The 19,667-nt window shown below is 31.3% G+C and carries 13 protein-coding genes; 9 read left to right on the top strand and 4 right to left on the bottom strand.

Going from position 1 to position 19,667, the window contains the following annotated elements; translation table 11 throughout:
• Positions 1-61 precede the first annotated feature (61 nt).
• Entirely contained in the window at positions 62-235 is a 174-nt protein-coding gene (locus OC535_RS08230; RefSeq protein ID WP_227052777.1) for a hypothetical protein, read from the top strand.
• A 20-nt stretch (positions 236-255) separates the two neighbouring features.
• On the opposite strand, the gene OC535_RS08225 is transcribed toward OC535_RS08230, so the two are convergent.
• A complete protein-coding gene (locus tag OC535_RS08225; protein WP_227052776.1) occupies positions 256-1,422 on the bottom strand; it encodes an O-antigen ligase family protein in 1,167 nt (388 codons plus the stop codon).
• A 64-nt stretch (positions 1,423-1,486) separates the two neighbouring features.
• On the opposite strand from OC535_RS08225, the gene OC535_RS08220 reads away from it, so the two are divergent.
• From OC535_RS08220 to OC535_RS08200, 5 genes are all read left to right on the top strand, one after another.
• Positions 1,487-2,422, top strand: a complete 936-nt coding sequence (locus OC535_RS08220; RefSeq protein ID WP_024722316.1) for a methyltransferase — start codon at positions 1,487-1,489, stop codon at positions 2,420-2,422.
• A gap of 75 nt (positions 2,423-2,497) precedes the next feature.
• Positions 2,498-4,216 (top strand): ABC transporter ATP-binding protein, encoded by a 1,719-nt coding sequence (locus tag OC535_RS08215; protein WP_024722317.1) that lies wholly within the window; start codon positions 2,498-2,500, stop codon positions 4,214-4,216.
• The gene (locus OC535_RS08210; RefSeq protein WP_498823587.1) at positions 4,197-5,945 is read left to right on the top strand and encodes an ABC transporter ATP-binding protein; all 1,749 of its coding nucleotides are present in this window, start codon (positions 4,197-4,199) and stop codon (positions 5,943-5,945) included. The genes OC535_RS08215 and OC535_RS08210 overlap by 20 nt, the downstream gene beginning before the upstream one ends.
• Before the next feature lie 130 nt (positions 5,946-6,075).
• Positions 6,076-7,788: a carbon starvation CstA family protein gene (locus OC535_RS08205; RefSeq protein WP_024722319.1), complete on the top strand. Its 1,713-nt coding sequence runs from the start codon at positions 6,076-6,078 to the stop codon at positions 7,786-7,788.
• A gap of 194 nt (positions 7,789-7,982) precedes the next feature.
• A complete protein-coding gene (locus OC535_RS08200) occupies positions 7,983-14,003 on the top strand; it encodes a discoidin domain-containing protein (RefSeq protein WP_498823555.1) in 6,021 nt (2,006 codons plus the stop codon).
• A 91-nt stretch (positions 14,004-14,094) separates the two neighbouring features.
• Here the strand turns inward: OC535_RS08200 and OC535_RS08195 are convergent, their stop codons facing one another.
• The 3 genes from OC535_RS08195 to OC535_RS08185 are packed head-to-tail and all read right to left on the bottom strand — an operon-like array spanning position 14,095 to position 15,846.
• Positions 14,095-15,096, bottom strand: a complete 1,002-nt coding sequence (locus tag OC535_RS08195) for a DUF7309 domain-containing protein (RefSeq protein ID WP_024722320.1) — start codon at positions 15,094-15,096, stop codon at positions 14,095-14,097.
• A gap of 39 nt (positions 15,097-15,135) precedes the next feature.
• A complete protein-coding gene (locus OC535_RS08190; protein WP_227052770.1) occupies positions 15,136-15,609 on the bottom strand; it encodes a phosphatase PAP2 family protein in 474 nt (157 codons plus the stop codon).
• Between the two features lie 9 nt (positions 15,610-15,618).
• A complete protein-coding gene (locus OC535_RS08185; protein ID WP_024722322.1) occupies positions 15,619-15,846 on the bottom strand; it encodes a Smr/MutS family protein in 228 nt (75 codons plus the stop codon).
• A 204-nt stretch (positions 15,847-16,050) separates the two neighbouring features.
• Between OC535_RS08185 and ychF the strand changes: the two genes are divergently transcribed.
• From ychF to OC535_RS08170, 3 genes are all read left to right on the top strand, one after another.
• Positions 16,051-17,151 (top strand): redox-regulated ATPase YchF, encoded by a 1,101-nt coding sequence (gene ychF / locus OC535_RS08180; RefSeq protein ID WP_498823554.1) that lies wholly within the window; start codon positions 16,051-16,053, stop codon positions 17,149-17,151.
• Positions 17,151-17,957, top strand: coding sequence for a class B sortase (gene srtB, locus OC535_RS08175; protein ID WP_024722323.1), 807 nt, complete (start codon positions 17,151-17,153; stop codon positions 17,955-17,957). Before ychF ends, srtB begins: the two co-directional genes overlap by 1 nt.
• Positions 17,958-18,144: 187 nt before the next feature.
• Positions 18,145-19,629 carry an LCP family protein gene (locus OC535_RS08170; RefSeq protein ID WP_227053619.1) on the top strand — a complete coding sequence of 495 codons (1,485 nt, stop codon included), beginning with the start codon at positions 18,145-18,147 and terminating at the stop codon, positions 19,627-19,629.
• The last annotated feature ends 38 nt before the right edge of the window (positions 19,630-19,667 follow it).

Raw genomic sequence — 19,667 nt, 5'->3', positions numbered from 1 at the left:
TTTGTAAAATATGTATAATAAAGGTAAGGATAAACATATATTTAATAAGGAGGCGGTTGTGATGAACAAATTTGCTTTAGTTGCGGTGAGCATATTTGTGATTGTGGAAATCCTGATTGGAGATTGCGTTATCCAGGGGATCCCGTTATGGTTGATAGCACTAATTTTATTTAGTTTTATTTGGATGGGAATAATTTGTGTGAAGGAAAAAGTTCAAATCAAAGATTCATATTAAAAGAGATCTTACGATCTCTTTTAATTATGGTTGAACATGTCAAATGACGAAGCAATCATTAAAAATAACAAGCCAGTATGAACCCAAAAGATTGTATAATCTAAAAGTCCATGTAATAAAATAACAACAATGCAGGCGGTTACCAAAGCAACATAGCGAAGATTAAGCCTTTTTTTATATACTTCAAATAATCTTTTACAATTATCAACTATATAAGGAACAAGGGTAGCAATACCAATGATCCCAAATGATAATACAGGATCAAGATAAACGCTATGTGCATGTTGAGTAACATGACCATTATATTTTTCAAAAATCATCATATAAGTCATTGGTCCTTGACCAAATAATGGATGTGCTTTAATTCCTTCAATAGCAGCATGCCATATTTTTTTTCTTACAGTAAAATTATCAATTAATTTTTCAACTCTTGGAAATTGTTGCGGATTAATAGCAAAATAAATACAACCTATAATGCAAATAATAGCAATTAGCATACAAATTCGATAATTCTTATTAATTATCAAAAATACTAATACAGCTACTGCTGTAGCAATAAAAGCGGTTCGACAACCAGTCATATATAATAAGAAAAAATTGATTCCCGCAACAATAAAATAATATATTTGTTTTTTTATGTTTTTAGTTCCAAAAAGTTTATAACCAATCATCATAATAATAAATTCAATCATCATAGCATAATAATTAGCATTGAAAAAAACAGAATTAAGTCGATTTTCACGCCGACTAAAAACCTTTAATGTAAAATGATCATAACCAAGGCGCTGTAAGATCTGCATTTGTTCATACAAACCATAGATAGCCCATAAAATAGATAAAGCTATCAGCATATCCAAAATAAATTCAAATACTTCAACATTAATATATTTTCGATAATAAAGCATCAATGAAACAAAAATAAAAATTAATACAACACATCCCACCCCGATCCAATTTTGATAAAACAAAGAAACAATCAGAGTTAAAGACATAAAAATAACTAAATACTTAGATTTTGGGGTGCTTTTAAAAGCACTAATGATTTTTTTAGTGTACAATAAGTACAATGTTTCAAGTAATAAAAATGGAACACAAATATAGAACGGAGTAGATAAGCTAAGAGCGGTGGCAATAATCATCAACTGCTCTTTAGAAAAGCGTTCTTTTAATGAATGAATAAATTGCATAGTTGACCTCCAAGTACTGTTACTATATCATAATTAAAGGATCGATACAAATAAGAGGAGTTATATGAAAAAGTATTTATATGTTTTTAATTATCCCCCTGAGGATAAAGAGTTATGTGCTCTAGAGTTTAGAGCTTTATTTAAAGATAAGTTCAAAAGTAAATATTATTTGAGTAATTTAAACTATAGTGTTGATAAAAGTGTCTTTATGAAAGCTAAAATCGATATTTGGCAGATCAATGATGATTTTAATCAACTTATTAAACAAATAAAAAGTTTACATAAAGAATATCAAAATTTTAAAGTGATTTATTTGAAAAATCAAATCACACATGTTGATTATCAAGAAAGTTTACAAAAATGTAAAGATATCTCATGGGCAATTGAAGGTAGTGTCAATATGTCCAAACCTGATCATACGATTGCAATTACAAAATTAACAAACAACTGGATATGTGGTTATTATCATCATGGTGTGCCCTCATGGAAAAAACATGATGATAAGCCAAATACTTTTTCAAATTCACTAGATATTCGTTTAGCGAGAACGTTAGTTAATATTGCTGCTGGCAATCAAGACCAGGTGAGAATCGTTGATCCATGTTGTGGCATGGGAACCGTAGTTCTAGAGGGATTAGCTTTAGGCTTAGATATTGAAGGTTTTGATATTTCTCGGGAAATATCTTGGCTGGCAAGAAAAAATTTAAAATATTTTGGGTATGATGAATATTTGATAAATAAAGTAAGCATACATGATTTAGATAAACATTATGATGTAGCTATAATGGATATTCCTTACAACTTATATACCCCGATCACGTATGAAGAACAATGCAAACTGATTCAATCTGCCCGAAAAATCTGTGATAAGATGGTTATTGTAACTTACGAAGATATGAGTCAGGAAATTAATCAAGCTGGTTTTTTAATTATTGATGGCTGTATTAGAAAAAAGACTGAGTATGTAAAATTTGGACGCTATATTTATATTTGTATTTAATATTAGATAAATTATAATTCTTTTTGTATTTATAAAGAGATAGGGTATAATAAATCAAGATTAGGGGGTTAGATAATGAAATTAATGAGATATGTAAAAGAATATCGACTTCCAGCTATTATCGGGTTTGTTTTTAAAATTGCCGAAGCAGCACTAGAATTAATGGTACCTTTAGTAATGGCAGATATCATTGATGTCGGAATTAAAAATAATGATAAAAATTATATTTTAATAAGAGGTCTAATCTTAGTAGGATTGGCAGTGGCTGGTTATTTATTTGCATTAGTATGTCAATATTATGCATCAGTCACATCTCAAAGTGTGGGAACTAAATTACGTGAAGATATGTATCATCAGATAAATTGTTATGATCATCATAATCTTGATAAATTAAATGCGCCAACTTTAGTAACTCGTTTAGTCAATGATGTCGTCCAGATACAGTTAGCGATAGCAATGACAATAAGATTAACGTCACGTGCGCCATTTATTATGTTTGGTTCATTAGTTTTAGCTTTTTTAATTAGCGGACCATTAGCCTCTATTTTTATTGTAGGAGCAGTTATTTTAGCGTTAGTAATGTTGATGATAACTATAATTTCAATGCCTTATTTTAACCGTGTCCAACAAAAATTAGATCAAATAAGCTTAATAGTTAGAGAAAATCTAGATGGAATTAGAGTTATTCGTGCATTTACCTGTCAAAATAAAGAAATTCATAAATTTAATTATGAGACTAAGAATCAAAAAGACATTCAAGTAAAAGTAGGAAGGATTCAGGCTTTATTAAATCCTTTTACATATTTGATTGTTAATATTGCAATTGTATTAATAGTATACTTTGGTGGTGTTGAAGTAAACATTGGTGATCTATCACAAGGTGAAATTATTGCACTGGTAAATTATATGAATTCAATATTATTAGCGTTGATCGTTTTTGCAAACGTATTATCAATTTATAATAAAGCTGGAGCGAGCTATACTAGAATTTTTGAAGTTCTTGAAACTAAACCAGAAGTTAGCAGTGACGGTCAAGAAAAAAACTGGATAAAGAATGATAATTGTATTGAGTTTAAAGATGTCAGTTTTGCTTATGATAAAAAGAATGTTTTAGATAATTTGAACTTTACCATTAAAGCTGGAGAAACAATTGGGATTATTGGCGGAACAGGAGCTGGTAAAAGTTCATTGGTGAATTTAATGGCACGTTTTTATGATCCTTCTAAGGGAGAAATTTTACTTAATGGAAGATCGATAAAAGACTATGACCTTCAAGCGTTACGTGGTTTTATCGGTTTTGTGCCACAATACGCTGCCTTGATTTCTGGAACGATAAGAGATAATCTTCGTTTAGGAAATCATGAAGCAACGGATGATGAATTGGTTCGTGCTTTAACGATTGCTCAGGGTAAAGAGATGATTGAAGATAAAATTGATGGTTTAGATACAATGATTGAACAAGGGGGAAAAAATCTCTCGGGAGGACAAAAGCAGCGATTGACTATCGCTCGAGCCTTAGTCAAAAATCCGCAAATTTTAATTTTAGATGATAGCTCAAGTGCTCTTGATTATGCTACTGATTTTAAATTGCGACAAGAGTTAAAAAAATTGGATATGACAAAAATAATTATTTCGCAACGAACCGCCTCAGTAGAACAGGCTGATAAAATAATTGTTTTATATCACGGAGAATTGGTTGGTTTCGACAATCATGAAAAATTATTGCAAAATTGTAAAATATATCAAGAAATTTATGATTCGCAGCATAGTAGGGATGGTGGTAATCGTGGATAAAAAAACAATTAAAAGATTATTAACATATTGCCAACCATACCGTTTGATTTTGATAGGGATTCTTGTTTTATCATTTTTAAGTGTCTGTTTATCATTGATTACACCCGTGTTATTAGGGTGGGCAATCGATTTATTAATAGGAATAAATCAGGTGGATTTTAATGCTTTATTAAAGCAATTAATGATTATTGTACTTGTAATCGTAGCTGGAGCTTTAGTGCAATGGATTTTAGGGCAGTTGACAAATAAGATCACATATAGTATCACAAATGATCTTCGAGATCGTGTATTTGAAAAAATTCACTTGTTGCCCTTAAAATATATTGACAGTCATCCTCACGGTGATATTATGGGGCGAGTAATCAATGATATTGATTTAATTGGAACCGGACTGTTACAAAGTTTTACTAGTTTATTTACTGGTATTGCGACGATTATTGGTACAATCATAATCATGTGTTTGATTAATATATCGATTGCTGCTGTCGTGATTATTTTAACCCCATTGTCATTATTAGTAGCTTCATTAATTGTAAAAAGGACACACATATATTTTAAAGAACAATTAGAACTTCGGGGTGAAATGAATGGTTATATTGAAGAAATGATAGGGAATCAGCGAATTATCAAAGCTTTTAATTACGAGAAAACAAATGAAGAAAGATTTAAAGAAATAAATCAGCGGATGCATATTAGTGGTGTTAAGTCACAGTTTTATGGGGCATTGATCAACCCAACGACACGTTTCGTAAATAGTCTAGTATATGGAGCAGTTGGGGTGTTTGGGGCAATAAGTGTTTTAAATGGTCATTTTAGTGTTGGTTTATTATCAAGTTTTTTAACGTATGCTAACCAATACACTAAACCATTTAATGAGATTTCTTCAGTTATGACAGAGATGCAAACAGCTTTGGCCGCTAGTCAAAGAGTATTTAGTTTGTTGGATGAGGCAATAGAAACTCCTGTAACTGATCCTCAAGTAATAAATAGTGTTCAAGGTAATGTGACTTTAAAAAATGTCTCTTTTAGCTATGACCCAAATGTAACATTGATTGAAAATCTAAATCTAGAAGCTAAACCGGGACAAACGATTGCTATTGTAGGAAAGACAGGCTGTGGTAAGACAACATTGATAAATTTATTAATGCGCTTTTATGATTTAAATAGTGGTTCAATTAGTATTGATGGTATAAATACGATAGATATGGAAAGAGACTATTTTCGAAGATTATATGGGATGGTATTACAGGAATCATGGATTTTTAAAGGAAGTATAAAAGCAAACATAACTTATGGTAAAAATGATGCTACTGATGATGAAATTATTGCTGCCGCTAAAAAGGCTCGAGTGCATAAGTTTATCATGAATTTACCAGATGGTTATGATACATTAATTGATGAAAATGGGGGCAATCTTTCTCAAGGGCAAAAGCAATTAATTTGCATTGCTCGAATCATGTTGACAAAACCACCGATGTTAATACTTGATGAGGCTACGAGTTCGATTGATACTAGAACTGAATTACAGATTCAGGAAGCTTTTGATACTATGATGGAAGGACGAACAACTTTTATTGTTGCGCATCGTTTATCAACGATTAAAAATGCAGATATTATTTTAGTTATGGATAAAGGAAGAATCTTAGAACAAGGAACACATCAAGAGTTATTAAGAAAAAAAGGATATTATTATAATTTATATAATAGTCAGTTTAATTTAGGAAAGTGATAAGATGTCTATTTTATCACTTTTTAAGTTCAAAAATAATTTATTTTAGTAATAAATTATTATGTTGACAAACAAAAATTATGAGCGTATTCTAGTAAATGTTATAAAATAGTATGAAGGGGGAATATTGATGAATGGATTACTATTATTAATAATTTCTATGATAGCGCTGTTAGTAGCCTATTTTGGATATGGACGTTATCTTGAAAAAACCTGGGGTGTAGATTCTAAAGCAAAAACACCAGCTGTAAAAAATGATGATGGAGTAGACTTTGTCCCTAGTAGTAAGTGGGAAGTATTTGCCCATCAATTTTCATCGATTGCTGGAGCGGGACCTGTAACAGGACCAGTCATGGCATTAATGTTTGGTTGGGTACCAACAGTATTATGGATTCTTGTTGGGGGAATTTTCTTTGGTGCTGTTCAGGATTTTGGAGCATTATATGCATCTGTTAAGTCTAATGGAAAGTCAATGGGTGGAATAATTGAAGAATATATTGGAAAAACAGGTAAGAAATTATTCTTTTTGTTTTGCTGGTTATTTACATTATTAGTTATCGCTGCTTTTGCAGATATGGTAGCAGGAACATTTAATGGTTTTTCAGCAGTTGATGGATCAAAATTACAACCTAATGCAGCAGCTGCATCAATTTCAATGTTATATATCGTTGTGGCAATTGTTTTTGGATTCTTTTTAAAGAAATATCATGTAAGTGGTAAAGTACAAGCATTGATTGGAATTGGATTGATTATTTTAATGTTGATTGGTGGAATCGTATGTCCAATTTATTTAAGCAAAAATACTTGGATCTATATTGTCTTTATTTATATTTTCTTTGCATCAGTTACACCAATGTGGTTATTAAAACAACCACGAGATTATTTAACTACATTTTTATTTGTAGGGATGATTGCTGCTGCAGTAATTGGTGTTATTTTTTATAATCCAACTATTTCACTTCCTGCATTTACAGGATTTAAGAGTGAATCAGGCAGTTATTTATTTCCAACATTATTTATTACAATAGCATGTGGAGCAGTGTCTGGTTTTCACTCATTAGTATCATCTGAAACAAGCAGTAAACAAATAAAGAATGAAAAAGATATGTTACAAGTAGGTTATGGTTCAATGTTATTAGAATCATTACTTGCTATTTTGGTAGTAGTGGTTGTTGGATCTTTGACTCAATTAGTAAGTGATGGGGTATTAACAGATCAATTAGCTTCGTTGGTTACTGCTGAAGGAGCAACACCTTTTACTAAATTTTCAGTAGGGGTCACAGCTTTTGTTTCAAAACTTGGGTTACCTCAAGAATGGGGTATTTGTATTATGACAATGTTTGTATCAGCTTTAGCACTTACATCATTAGATGCGGTTGCAAGAATTGGACGTTTGTCATTTCAAGAATTATTTGAAGTTTCTAATTCACAAGAAGCTTCAAGTATAAATAAGTTACTTACAAATAAGTATTTTGCTACGATTTTAACACTTTTCTGTGGCTATTTATTATCACTTGGTGGCTACAATAATATTTGGCCATTATTTGGTTCTGCAAACCAATTATTAGCAGCAATGGTATTAATTTCGTTATCAGTATTTTTAAAGGTTACTGGTCGTAAAGGATTTATGTTATACATTCCAATGTGTATAATGTTAGTTGTTACATTGAGTTCATTAGGTATTTCAGTATACAATATTGTTAATACATGGATGACTACAGGAACACTTGATTTCTTGACATCAGGATTACAATTGATCTTTGCAATTTTATTGATTGCATTAGGTGTTTTAGTAGCATTCTTTGATTTTAAAAAATTATTTAAAACGAAGAAAGGTGCTTAATTGTTTTTAAAAGTTTATAAATAACAAATAATGATGAACATTATTTGTTATTTTTTTAAAAATTGACGTAAGCGCTTACAAATGATATCATGATTAAAGATGATGTGTTTGCATAAAGGAGGGAAAAGAACAGATAAAAAGCAATAAATCAGGGAAAATACGATAAAATTAATGCGAATAAAAGGAGGATATTTATGGGAAGAAAGATTTGGAAAAAAATAGGAGTTTGTTTATTAGTAATGGTAATGACAATTACTGGATTACAGACTTTTAAATTACCAGTTGCAGCAGTTGGAAAAACAGATTTTGAGCAATCTGATTATGTGGAGGGAACAATAAAACGAGCTCCAGCTACTGCTGATTTAGAAGAAAATGGAAATCTTGGCTGGATTCATTGTAATGTAAAAACACAATCTCAATGGGCAGGATCAGCTATAAATCAGATTAGAGATGTTAAATTAGAAGGTAATCTTGCTCAAATTATGAATGATACGGATACAAATTTTGTTTATTCCGGTTCGCCAAGTGATAATCATAAAGGACAGGTTATCAATGGTCTAGGAGGAATGACATCTTTTATTTTGCCAGCCAGTCTTGAAAAAAGATATGTATCGGTATTTACTGGATCATGGGCATCACAAGTCGAATTGACTGTTTATATCAATGATAAAATACAATATTCTAATATTCATGGTAAAACAGCGACAACGAGTGGTGCTGAAAGTTATTTGACGCAATTTTCTTATTATACAGATAATGAATCTGATGAAGTAAAAGTAGTGATCAAGACAATAGAAGTATTTGATACTACATATGGTAACCAAAGTATTCAGGGAATCGCTTTATCAGATAAAGAACAGAATTATGGATCTTCTTTAAGTGAAGGATTAGTGCAAGGTGAATTGATAAAAGCACCGGAATATGTGAATTTATCAAAGCAGGGAGATATTGATTGGATTCATATGGATTCAGCACAATTTGGCAGTTTTAATCGCAAAAATGTATTAGATGCAGGAATTACAGAAATGACTTTAATTGGTAATTGCGATTATGTTACTACTAATGTAGAGACAAATTTTGTTTATAGTGATGGAATGTCTAATTTAATGTCTCCTGAAGTAAATAAAAAAGGGCTGGTATTTACAGGAGCAAATAATGGTTTTTCTTTTAAAGTCCCAGGAAGTGTTGAAAATAGATGTTTAGATATTTATACAGGAGCATGGGCGGCGGATATTAAAGTCACTGTAGAAATCAATGGTGAAGAAGCTTATGCAGAAATCTTTGGAAGTAATGATACTACAGCAGGAAGTCCTGCTAAATATCAAACTCTGAAAATTGATTATCATACTGACAGTGTTGATGATACAGTAAAAGTTATTATAAAAGTAAATCATACATACGATAATAACTGGGGTAATATGAACATTGGCGGTATTACATTGGGAACTCGTCGCATAGAAGATGATGGTAGTATTATTGGTGGCATAATGAAAACTGCACCTTCAGCAGTAAATCTTAGTGAAGAAGGAAGTGTTGATTGGTTATATCTTAATGATCCTGTATTAAGTGAGTATAATCGTAAAGATGTAGAAACTCATTTAATAAGTGATGTTACTTTGATTGGGAAAGCTCAAGGAACACCAATTAGCGAAAAAACAAAAACAGCTTTCTCATATAATGATGGGATAAGTCCTGTAGAAGAAAATAATGGTCATAAAGCTTATGTGTTTCAAGGTGAAGGAAGTGGAATAGAATTTAAACTTCCTGGAAGTAAAGAAATGAAATATATTAATTTTTACGCTGGAGCATGGGCTGCTGATGTAAAATTAGAAGTTTTGGTAAATGATACTATACAATATAGTAGTTCTTTTGGAAGCTCTAGTACTATACCTGATACAACTAATTATCAAGTAGCTAGAATTCAATATAGAACATCTCAAGTAAACGATGAAGTAAAGATACGGGCTATTGTTACAAAAGGATATGACTCTACTTGGGCAAATATGAATGTTAGTGCAATAACAGTATCTAATGAAGCACCAGTAAACATAGATGAGACAATTAAAACAGATAATTGGATAATTAATCATAGTGGAGGTGAGATTTCTGAATTAAAAACTAAAATTGCTGATGAAATGTATAATATTCCAGTTCGTCAAGATCAGTATAGCGGTTTTGTATGGACACTTAATGGCGAAAAAGTTATTCTTTCGTCTGTTGATGAAGATGATCAGGGAAATAAGATTTACACTGGGACTTATAAAAATAATGGGAAGAATCTAACGTTTACAATAGGTTATAGTGTAAATGAACTTGATCAGATGGTAGTTAGTGCTGCAATAAAAAACAATTTAGATGAAGAATCTAAAATAGATCAGGCAAGTATTCAACTAGGATTTAATACGTATCTTGAAAAATATCCAGATTATAACGATCAATTATTCCCTACTTTGATAAGATGTGAAAAAACACATGCCTGGGGATATTTATCAACGCCATCAGGTAGATTGATGACAATTGCAACTGATAGTCCTGTTGCTTCTTATACTTTGGATTATCAAAGTGGTGCTCATCGTATTTATTCGGCATCTTTAGATGTTCTTCAATCTGGTAAGCTTCCTGAAAGACATCCTCAAGGTTTAGATAAATTAGCACCTGGTGAAGAGAAAACATGGAATATTTATTTAAAGCCTGTAATAACATTAAATGCAATTGAGGATGTAAAAGAAGTAATAGCCAAAAACACTGATTTACCAATGTTTGATGCTGATCGGTATACATTAGCTCAAGGAGAACAAAGTCAAATTACGATTTTATCAAAATCAGCAATTAAAGATAATAAACTGACGATAGAAGATCCAGAAGGCAATATTTCAAAATTAGATATTGAAAAGGAATCTGATGGTAATTATAAAGCTGTTTTTGAAGCTGCTGATAAGTTAGAAGGTGTTTATAAAATAACAGCTGAAAATGCTGAGGGTTATATAGCTGAAATGAATCTGAGCATTCGTAAAGATTGGTCATGGTATATAAAAAAAGCAAGAGAAGCGGCTGTAGAAGCACCGCAAAAAGGTACTTCACACGGTGAATCTTATTATGGACTATATTCAGCTTATATAGCTAAAAAATATTTTCCAGATGCATTATGGGACGATCAGATTGATGAAAAATTTGAAGAAATATATCCTTTAATGTATGATGTTGATACTGGTTTACCAACTTCATGGCAAGATCGAATTCAAAATCATTCGACAACATTGGGGATATTTGTAGATCAATATCAAAGTTCTGGAAATATCGAATCATTGAAAAAAGCTGAAGTATTGGCAGATTTTTTGATGACAAAACAAAAAGCAGATGGTGGTTATTATAATGGCAGCACTGATTATACCTCAGTTATTTATCCGGCTAAATCAATTATGGAATTAGTTTATGTTGAAAAAGATTTAATGGAAGATAATACTCTTAGTGAAAGTGATAGAGAATATTATAGAGAACGTTATGATTTACATATGGCTTCTCTTACAAAGGCAATGGATAAGTTAGTGCGGGTAGATGGTAATTTTGATACTGAAGGACAAGCGACTTTTGAAGATGGTGCTAATTCATGTTCTATTACACAACTAAGTGAATTTGCTCTTATGTTCCCAGCTGGTAGTAAAGAGAGACAAAAATATGCTGAAGCAGCAGAAAAATATATGGAGCGTCATACATCACATCAACAAAGTATTATTCCAGACTCAAGAATGAATGGTGGAACATTAAGATTTTGGGAAGCGCAATATGATGTGGAAATGGGATTAACATCTACAGCACCAAATATGATGAACTCACCTCATGGCTGGAGTGCATGGAGTATATATGGCTTGTTTAACCTTTATGAATTAACTGGGAATGTAGAATATTTAGAACGGGGTATGAATGCCATGGGGTCATGTGCACAGTTGATGGGTTATGATGGAATATTGAACTGGGCATTTATTGCTGACCCTCAAAGAGATACAAACTTCTTTGTAAAAGATGAAGAAGCATCTATCGATGATAAGATCGTAGGAAAACATGTTAGAAAAACAATTGGCGAAGAATATGTACCAATGATCAGTTATTGGTGGAGAGCACCAAAAAATACATGGGTACCAGGTTACACAGCTATGGGAGGAAGCGTTGTTCAAGGAGCTGCCTGCGATAACGATGTCCATGAAGTGTTTAAAGCAATGGGTGAAGTAGCTTTAACAAAAGCATATGTTGTAGAAAAAGCAGACGGAACTTTTGAAGCTTATAATGCAGTAGTTGATGTAACAGATGATTTAATTACTATCACTCCTTTTGAAGATGTGGTTTCAAACGTAAGTGTAAAACTTTTAAATGATAAAAAGGTAACTGTTAATTTTTATAATGGTACTATAGAAGAAAAGGTTTTAGCTGGTAATCCAGTCTGGATCGTAACTGAAGAAAATGCAGTTGATACAAGTACTCTTGATAAAGATAGCAGTTTGAAAGATTTAGAGGTAACTAGTGGCAAATTAGATAAAGAATTTGATAAGACAGTCTATGATTATTCTGTGGATATTGGAGCACAAGCTGGACAAATTGGCATTAAACCAGTATCATCTAGTTCAAAAGCTATAGTATATGTTGATGGTAATAAAGTAGAAAATGGGGATACTTATATAGTAAAATTAGATAGTGCATTGATGGAGAAAAACGTTAAAATTGTTGTGAAATCAGAAATGCAAGCTAATTCTACAACTTATACAGTTAAAGTAACAAGTATGGGTAATTGTAAGATACTTTCAACAGAAGGACAAAAAGCAATTGCTAAAAGTCAGCATTCGACAAGTGGAAGTGAAGGGCCAGCAGCGAATGTGTTAGATAATAATATAAGTAGTATTTGGCATACAAATTATAGTGGCGGAATAGTTGATATAAAAGATCGCTGGATCGATATTCAACTAGCTAATGAAGAAACAGTATGTGGAGTACGTTATTTACCGCGACAAAGTGGTGACAATGGAAAATTCTTAAAATATGAGATCTACATTAGTAATGATGATGGAGAGACTTATGAAAAAGTTCTACAAGGAGAGTGGGATAAATCAAATGATTGGAAAGTAGCTGTTTTTGATAAAGTAAAAGCAACAAATGTAAGAATTGTTCCGATAGAGACTTCAGGAGAGTTTGGAAGTGCAGCCGAAATACGAATAGTTGGTATTAATGAGGAAATAAATAAAGCACTTTTAATTGAAACGATTGAAGCAGCAAAAACAATTAATTTGAATTATTACCAAGATGGTGTTGAAAAAGCTGATTTCATAACAATTTTAGCTAATGCTAATATATTGTTAGAAACAGCAAGTACACAATCAGAAATTGATGAAGCAGTAGCTGCACTAAATGATGCTATTAAGGCACTGATTCCTAAGACTGTTGATAAAACAGCATTATCAATTGCAGTAGAAGTAGCAAACAATGTAAGTGAAGAAGAATTAGCAAAAGTAGTACCAGCAGTAGCAAATGAATTCAATGCAGCATTAGAAGAAGCAAAAGTATTATTAGCAGATGCTACAGCTAGTCAAGAAGCAGTAGATGCATCATTTGATCGATTAGCAACAGCAATTCAAATGTTAGACTTTATCAAAGGAGATAAAGCAGCATTACGTTCACTAGTAAATATGGTAAACGGAAAAGATGAAGCATTGTATACAGAAGCAACATGGAAAGTATTTGCAGCAGCATTAGAAACAGCAAATAATGTCTTAGCAGATGAAAATGCCTTCCAAGAAGAAGTAGATGAAGCATATAACAGCCTAGCAAGAGCATATTTAAGCTTAAGATTAATACCAAATAAAGATGTATTAAATGACTTGATTAATAAAGTAAACGGATTAAATGCAGCAAGCTATAGTCCAGAATCATGGGCAGCAGTAAGCTTAGCATTAGAAAATGCAAATACAGCAATGGCAAATGCTAATGCAACACAAGAAGAAGTAAATGCCGCAGCAGAGGCATTAAGCAGTGCAATCGAAGGATTAGTAGAAGCTGAAGTACTAAGTGCATCAGTAAATGAAGGTGTAACAAACACAGTAGTAAAAGCAGGAGATACAACAGCAAGTATCAAGACGGGAGATAGTGCAAGCTTAGGATACTCAGTAGCAGGATTAGCATTAGCAACAGTAGTATTAGCAGCAAACAAAAAAAGAAGAGCACATAAATAAAAAAGTGCAATAAGAAAAAGCATGAAATTTAAATTCATGCTTTTTCTATGTATTAATCAAGCTAATTTGATCAGCTTATTTAACTATCATGTTATTTGTTTAAAGCAGTAACCATATCTTCTGTGATCGAATCAACCATTTGTAATGGAGTTACAATTAATTCAATATCAATTTTTTCACAAATATCTACCACTGCCGCCCAAATAATTGGATTTCGAACAAAAAGACGACTAGGCTTTCCAGTTTTTAAAATATAGTCTACTAAAAACGATAAGACTAAACTAATTTCATCATCTTCAGGATCAAGTAAATGAGTTCCGAGAATCATTTGCGATTCTTCATCAAGAACGATAAACAACAATGAATTAATTGGTCGCGGATAACTCTTATCAGAGATAGAAATATTTAAATATGTTAAATCCATAATAAGACCATGATTATTGTCAGATGCCGAATGGATTTGTTGTAAAATCTCTTCATCATCTATTTCAATTGGAGTGAATTTATCAAATGCCTCAGGTAAACATAAAGGTTCATAGAACCATTGACCATTACTTTGATAAGCGTTAATAATTTCTTCTTCATTAAATTTAATATCAATTTCATGATTAGCATAGGCTGTTACGATTTCGATTAACTTTTTGATTACTTTAATGAAAATCTGCGCTTGTTCATCATTGATATGATATGGAAAATATCTTTTCTTATAAGATATAAAATATGGCCAATTACCACGGCCGCGAAATTTTAACCCCAATTCTTTAATGATCTTTTTTTGTTGAGTAGGAACTTCTTCACGATCTCCCATATAGAAAGTTAAACACGTTTGATCGTACATTAAATATTTTGTTACTGATTTGTCGATAGGCTCAGCAGTAATAGACATCAAGTCACTATAACCTTCATCACCTGTGTAGATTGAAATACCAATACAGTCATTCATTTGTCCCATAATAGAGCAGTAAAAACTATCTTCATTTTCAAAACTTATTTTGATCCAGTCATTACTTCCAATATACGTCCATGGTTTTATTTCGTTCCACTGTTGGATAACTGTATATAATTCTTGCCAAACATTTAAATTACTTTTCATTTATATTACCTCGCTATAATTCTATTGTACCTCATATTATTATAAAATAGCTACAAAAATAGCAATTAAAATTGCACAAATTACATCACTTATATAATGAACACCACATAAGATTCTAGAAAAACTAACGATAAACGCTAAAATAAGCATTATGATACCTAAAGGCAGATACACATTTATACAGGCTAAAGCAATAGCAAATGCACTAACAGTATGGCGACTAGGAAAAGATTCACCAGCTTTATGCATTAATAGGGGCTTGATATTCATAGCTTCATAAGGACGTTTACGATTTATGATCTTTCTAAAAATAGTAACAATAATAAAAGAGACTAAAGGTTTTATTATTGTTGCAAGTAATAGTGTGCTTTTTGTTATAAATAAATAAATTAAAATACTAGGATAAATGATAAAAGTAATGATTGGAATATATTTAGTAAAGTTAATAATTGTATTTTCTAAAATTGGATGGTTACGAATTTGTTGTAACATATTTTGATAAAATAGTTCCATGATAACTCCTTATCTTTTTAAGATTAAAATAGTTGTGCCATCATTCATAGTTAGAATTTTACGAAGTATTTTTTTATGTTTATATTGTTTTCTTACATAGTTTTGTAAAATCTTACTTGAATAGCCATGAATGACTGTGACTTCATTGATCAAAGGATTAAGACTGTTTAAATAATTATCTAATTTAACTTTTGCTTCATTAGTTGTACAACCATGAATATCAATTTGATTAAACATTATTTTCCTCTTTTCTTATTTGATATAACGGTAATCGTTATATCAAGTATATATTAAAAAATAGGAAATAAAAAGAAAAATAATTACAATAAATTATTTTAGACATTGCAGGAAAGATGATGAAATTTTATAATAAAATAAACAAACTTGCTTTTTTACAATAGATTAAGTAGAATATAAGAGCATATGAATGGAGTGATATAGATGGCATTAACAGCAGGAATTGTTGGATTACCAAACGTTGGTAAATCTACATTATTTAATGCAATAACAAATGCACAAGTAGAAGCTGCAAATTATCCGTTTGCAACAATTGATCCTAATGTAGGAGTAGTTGAGGTACCTGATTATCGATTAGATAAATTAACAGAAATGATCAATCCTAAAAAAACAGTTCCCACAACATTTGGATTTACAGATATTGCTGGTCTTGTAAAAGGGGCTAGTAGAGGTGAAGGTTTAGGAAATAAGTTTTTAGGGAATATCAGAGAAACTGACGCTATCTGCGAGGTAGTAAGATGTTTTAGAGATAAAGATGTAACTCATGTAGATGGTGATGTGGATCCTATCAGAGATATTGAAACTATTAATTTAGAACTTATTTTTGCAGATTTGGAAACGGTTGAAAGAAGAATTGGCCGTTTAGGTAAAAAGGCTCAGTCAGGAGATAAAGATGCAAAAATTGAAATTGCGATTTTAGAAAAATTAAAAGCAGCGCTTGAAGCTAATAAATCAGCTAGAACAATTGATTTTTCAAAAGAAGAAATGGCAATTGTAAGACAATATACTTTGCTTACGATGAAACCAATTATCTATGTAGCAAATCTAGGAGAAGAAGATTTAGAGGATCCAAAGAGTAATCCGCACTACAATAAAGTAGTTGAATTTGCATCTAGTGAAGGTGCAGATGTAGTACCGATTTGTGCTAAGATTGAAAGTGAATTGGTAGGAATGGAAAAGGAAGATAAAGATCTGTTTTTACAAGATTTAGGAATAGAAGAAAGTGGTTTAGATAAACTAATTAAAGAAGCTTATAAGTTATTAGGTCTAAGAACATTTTTTACAGCAGGAGTACAAGAAGTAAGAGCATGGACTTTTAAAGAAGGAATGTGTGCTCCAGAGATGGCAGGAATCATTCATAGTGATTTCCAAAGAGGATTTATAAAAGCAGAAACTTATAGTTTTGAAGATTTGGTTGAATATGGCAGTGAACATGCATTAAAAGAAGCTGGTAAGATTCGACAGGAAGGAAAACAATATGTTGGTCAAGATGGCGATATCATGTTGTTTAAGTTTAATGTATAATGGCTAGAGAAAAAAAGAGCTTTGTTGAAAGAATAAAGCCAACCGGATTTAAGGATTTAATTAGAAAAATCATTTTATTAGTATGTGTTTGTGTATTTTGTTATAGTGCTTATAATTTGGCATCAATTTTACTAGAATATAAACAGATGGATGATAGTAATAAAAAAATCGAAGAGACATATGTAACAGAAGAAACAACAGAACAAGGATCATATAAAAAAATTGATTTCGATGCTCTTTTAAAAAGAAATCCTGATGTTAAAGGGTGGATCGATATCCCTGATACGAAAGTTAGTTATCCAATTTTACAAGGAGAGACTAATGATACTTATATTCATAGTGATATTGATAAAAAAGAATTTAGAGCTGGTTCTATTTTTATTGCAAGTGAAAATGAAAATCCGTTTGCAGATTTAAACACAGTTATTTATGGTCATAATATGAAAAATGGTTCGATGTTTAATAATATCAAGTCATATACCGACCAAGATTTTGCAAATGAACATCCATATATATATATTTATTTACCAGATGGTACTGTAAGCAGATATAAGGTAGTGGCAGCACATATTATTCCTGAAAAAAGTGTTCTATATAATACTTCGGTAACTGATATTCAGTCTTTTTATCAGGAAATGTTAAAAACGAGCAGTATTAATGTTGATTTTGATCAATCTTTATCAAATCCAGTAATTACTTTATCAACTTGTACTTCTCAAGGTAGTGAAAGTGGTAAAAGAAATGTTGTTCATGCTGTATTAGATAAAGCAGGAATTGATCCAACAGTTGAAAAGATGGATGAGTAAAAGCATAGACGGGTTACGCCTATGCTTTTTTAGATGCGTTTTATTTGAAAATTATATAAGGAATGAAGTAGTAAAAAGAATTTGTGATTAAAAAGTTTAGCTAAATAAGGATTATTTTGTTATTATTTGACGAATTTGGATATTTTAGGTATCATAGGGTAAACTAATAAGGAGTTGAGGTAGACAAATGAGAAATAATAAGTTTTTAAGATTTTTAACATCAAAGTATTTTATTTTAGGGATTCAGTTAATTATTTCAATAACTGTTGTTTATTTTATCTTTAAACTTAATTTAGTTCCGACAAAGTATCTAATTGGAATTATAGCTGGATTATTGATATTATTGTGCGGTTTTTTTGGAATTATTTATAGTGGGGAAAAAAAGGATCCTGTAAGTAAAAGAAGTGGGATTACGAAAGTTATTAGTTTATTAATTAGTATCGTTTTAGTAATTGGCTGTACGATGATTTCACGTGGTGATAGATTCATCGATAAAGTAAGTGATGCTACAGGACAACAATATGTAATTTCTGTAATTGCTTTAAAAGATAGTGATATTACTAAAAAGACTTTAAGTGGAAAAAAATTTGGTGTAACTTATGAAAAGGATTCAACAACTCTAACAACTGCTCTAGCCGACATGGAAGATGAAATAGGTGAACAAGAATATCAAAAGTATGATAATTATATAGAATTAGCGGATGCTTTATACAGTGGAGAAGTCGACTGTATCGTTGCTGGTGAGCAATATCGAAGTATGTTACAAGTTAATCATGAAGCTTTTAATGATGAAACTAAAGTTATTACTTCATATACCTATGATGCTAAATTAGAAGTAACTACAAAGAAAACAGATGTAACAGAAAAGCCATTTTCAGTTTATGTTACTGGAATTGATGTTTATGGCAGCTTAAAAACTGTATCTCGTAGCGATGTTAATCTAATCGTTACTGTCAACCCTAAAACTAAGCAGATCTTAATGACAAGTATACCTCGTGATTGTGAAATAGAGTTACATTCAAATGGGAAATTGGATAAACTGACACATACTGGTAATTTTGGGACAAGCGAAACGATTAATACAATTCAAGATTTGTTGGATATGGATATCAATTATTTTGTCCGAACGAATTTCAGTGGAATGACTAATATAGTTGATGCTCTAGGCGGTATAACGGTGGAATCGGATGAAGATTTTATCACATTACATGGTAACTATCATATTACTGAAGGTTTAAATGAAATGGATGGAGATAAAGCATTATGCTTTGTAAGAGAGCGTAAACATTTGAAATTAGGTGATTTTGCAAGAGGACGAAATCAACAGAAAGTTTTGAAAGCATTGATGGATAAGGCCTTATCACCAAAGATCATTACTAATTTTGATAATGTATTAAGTGCTCTTGAAGGTACTTTTGAAACTGACATGTCAAGTGATGAAATTCGCTCATTATTGAATATGCAGCTTAATGATATGGCTGATTGGAATATTATAAATGTTCAAATTGAGGGTGAATACTATGACTGCTATGAGACATATTCAATGTATGGAACTAAATCTGATGTTATGAAGCCTTTTGAAAGCCATATCGAAAGAGTTCGTGAATTGATTAATAAAGTTGAAGAGGGCAAAGAAATTAAAGATAGTGAATTGAAGGGATTAACACATTAGGGGCTTAATATTCGAGCTCCTTTTTTATTTTATTTTTT

Source organism: Clostridium sp. Marseille-Q5894, assembly GCF_946902305.1.
Classification (GTDB): Bacteria; Bacillota_I; Bacilli_A; order Erysipelotrichales; family Coprobacillaceae; genus Thomasclavelia.
The sequence above is the reverse complement of the archived record's forward strand: the minus strand, read 5'-3'. Positions and strand labels throughout refer to the sequence as shown.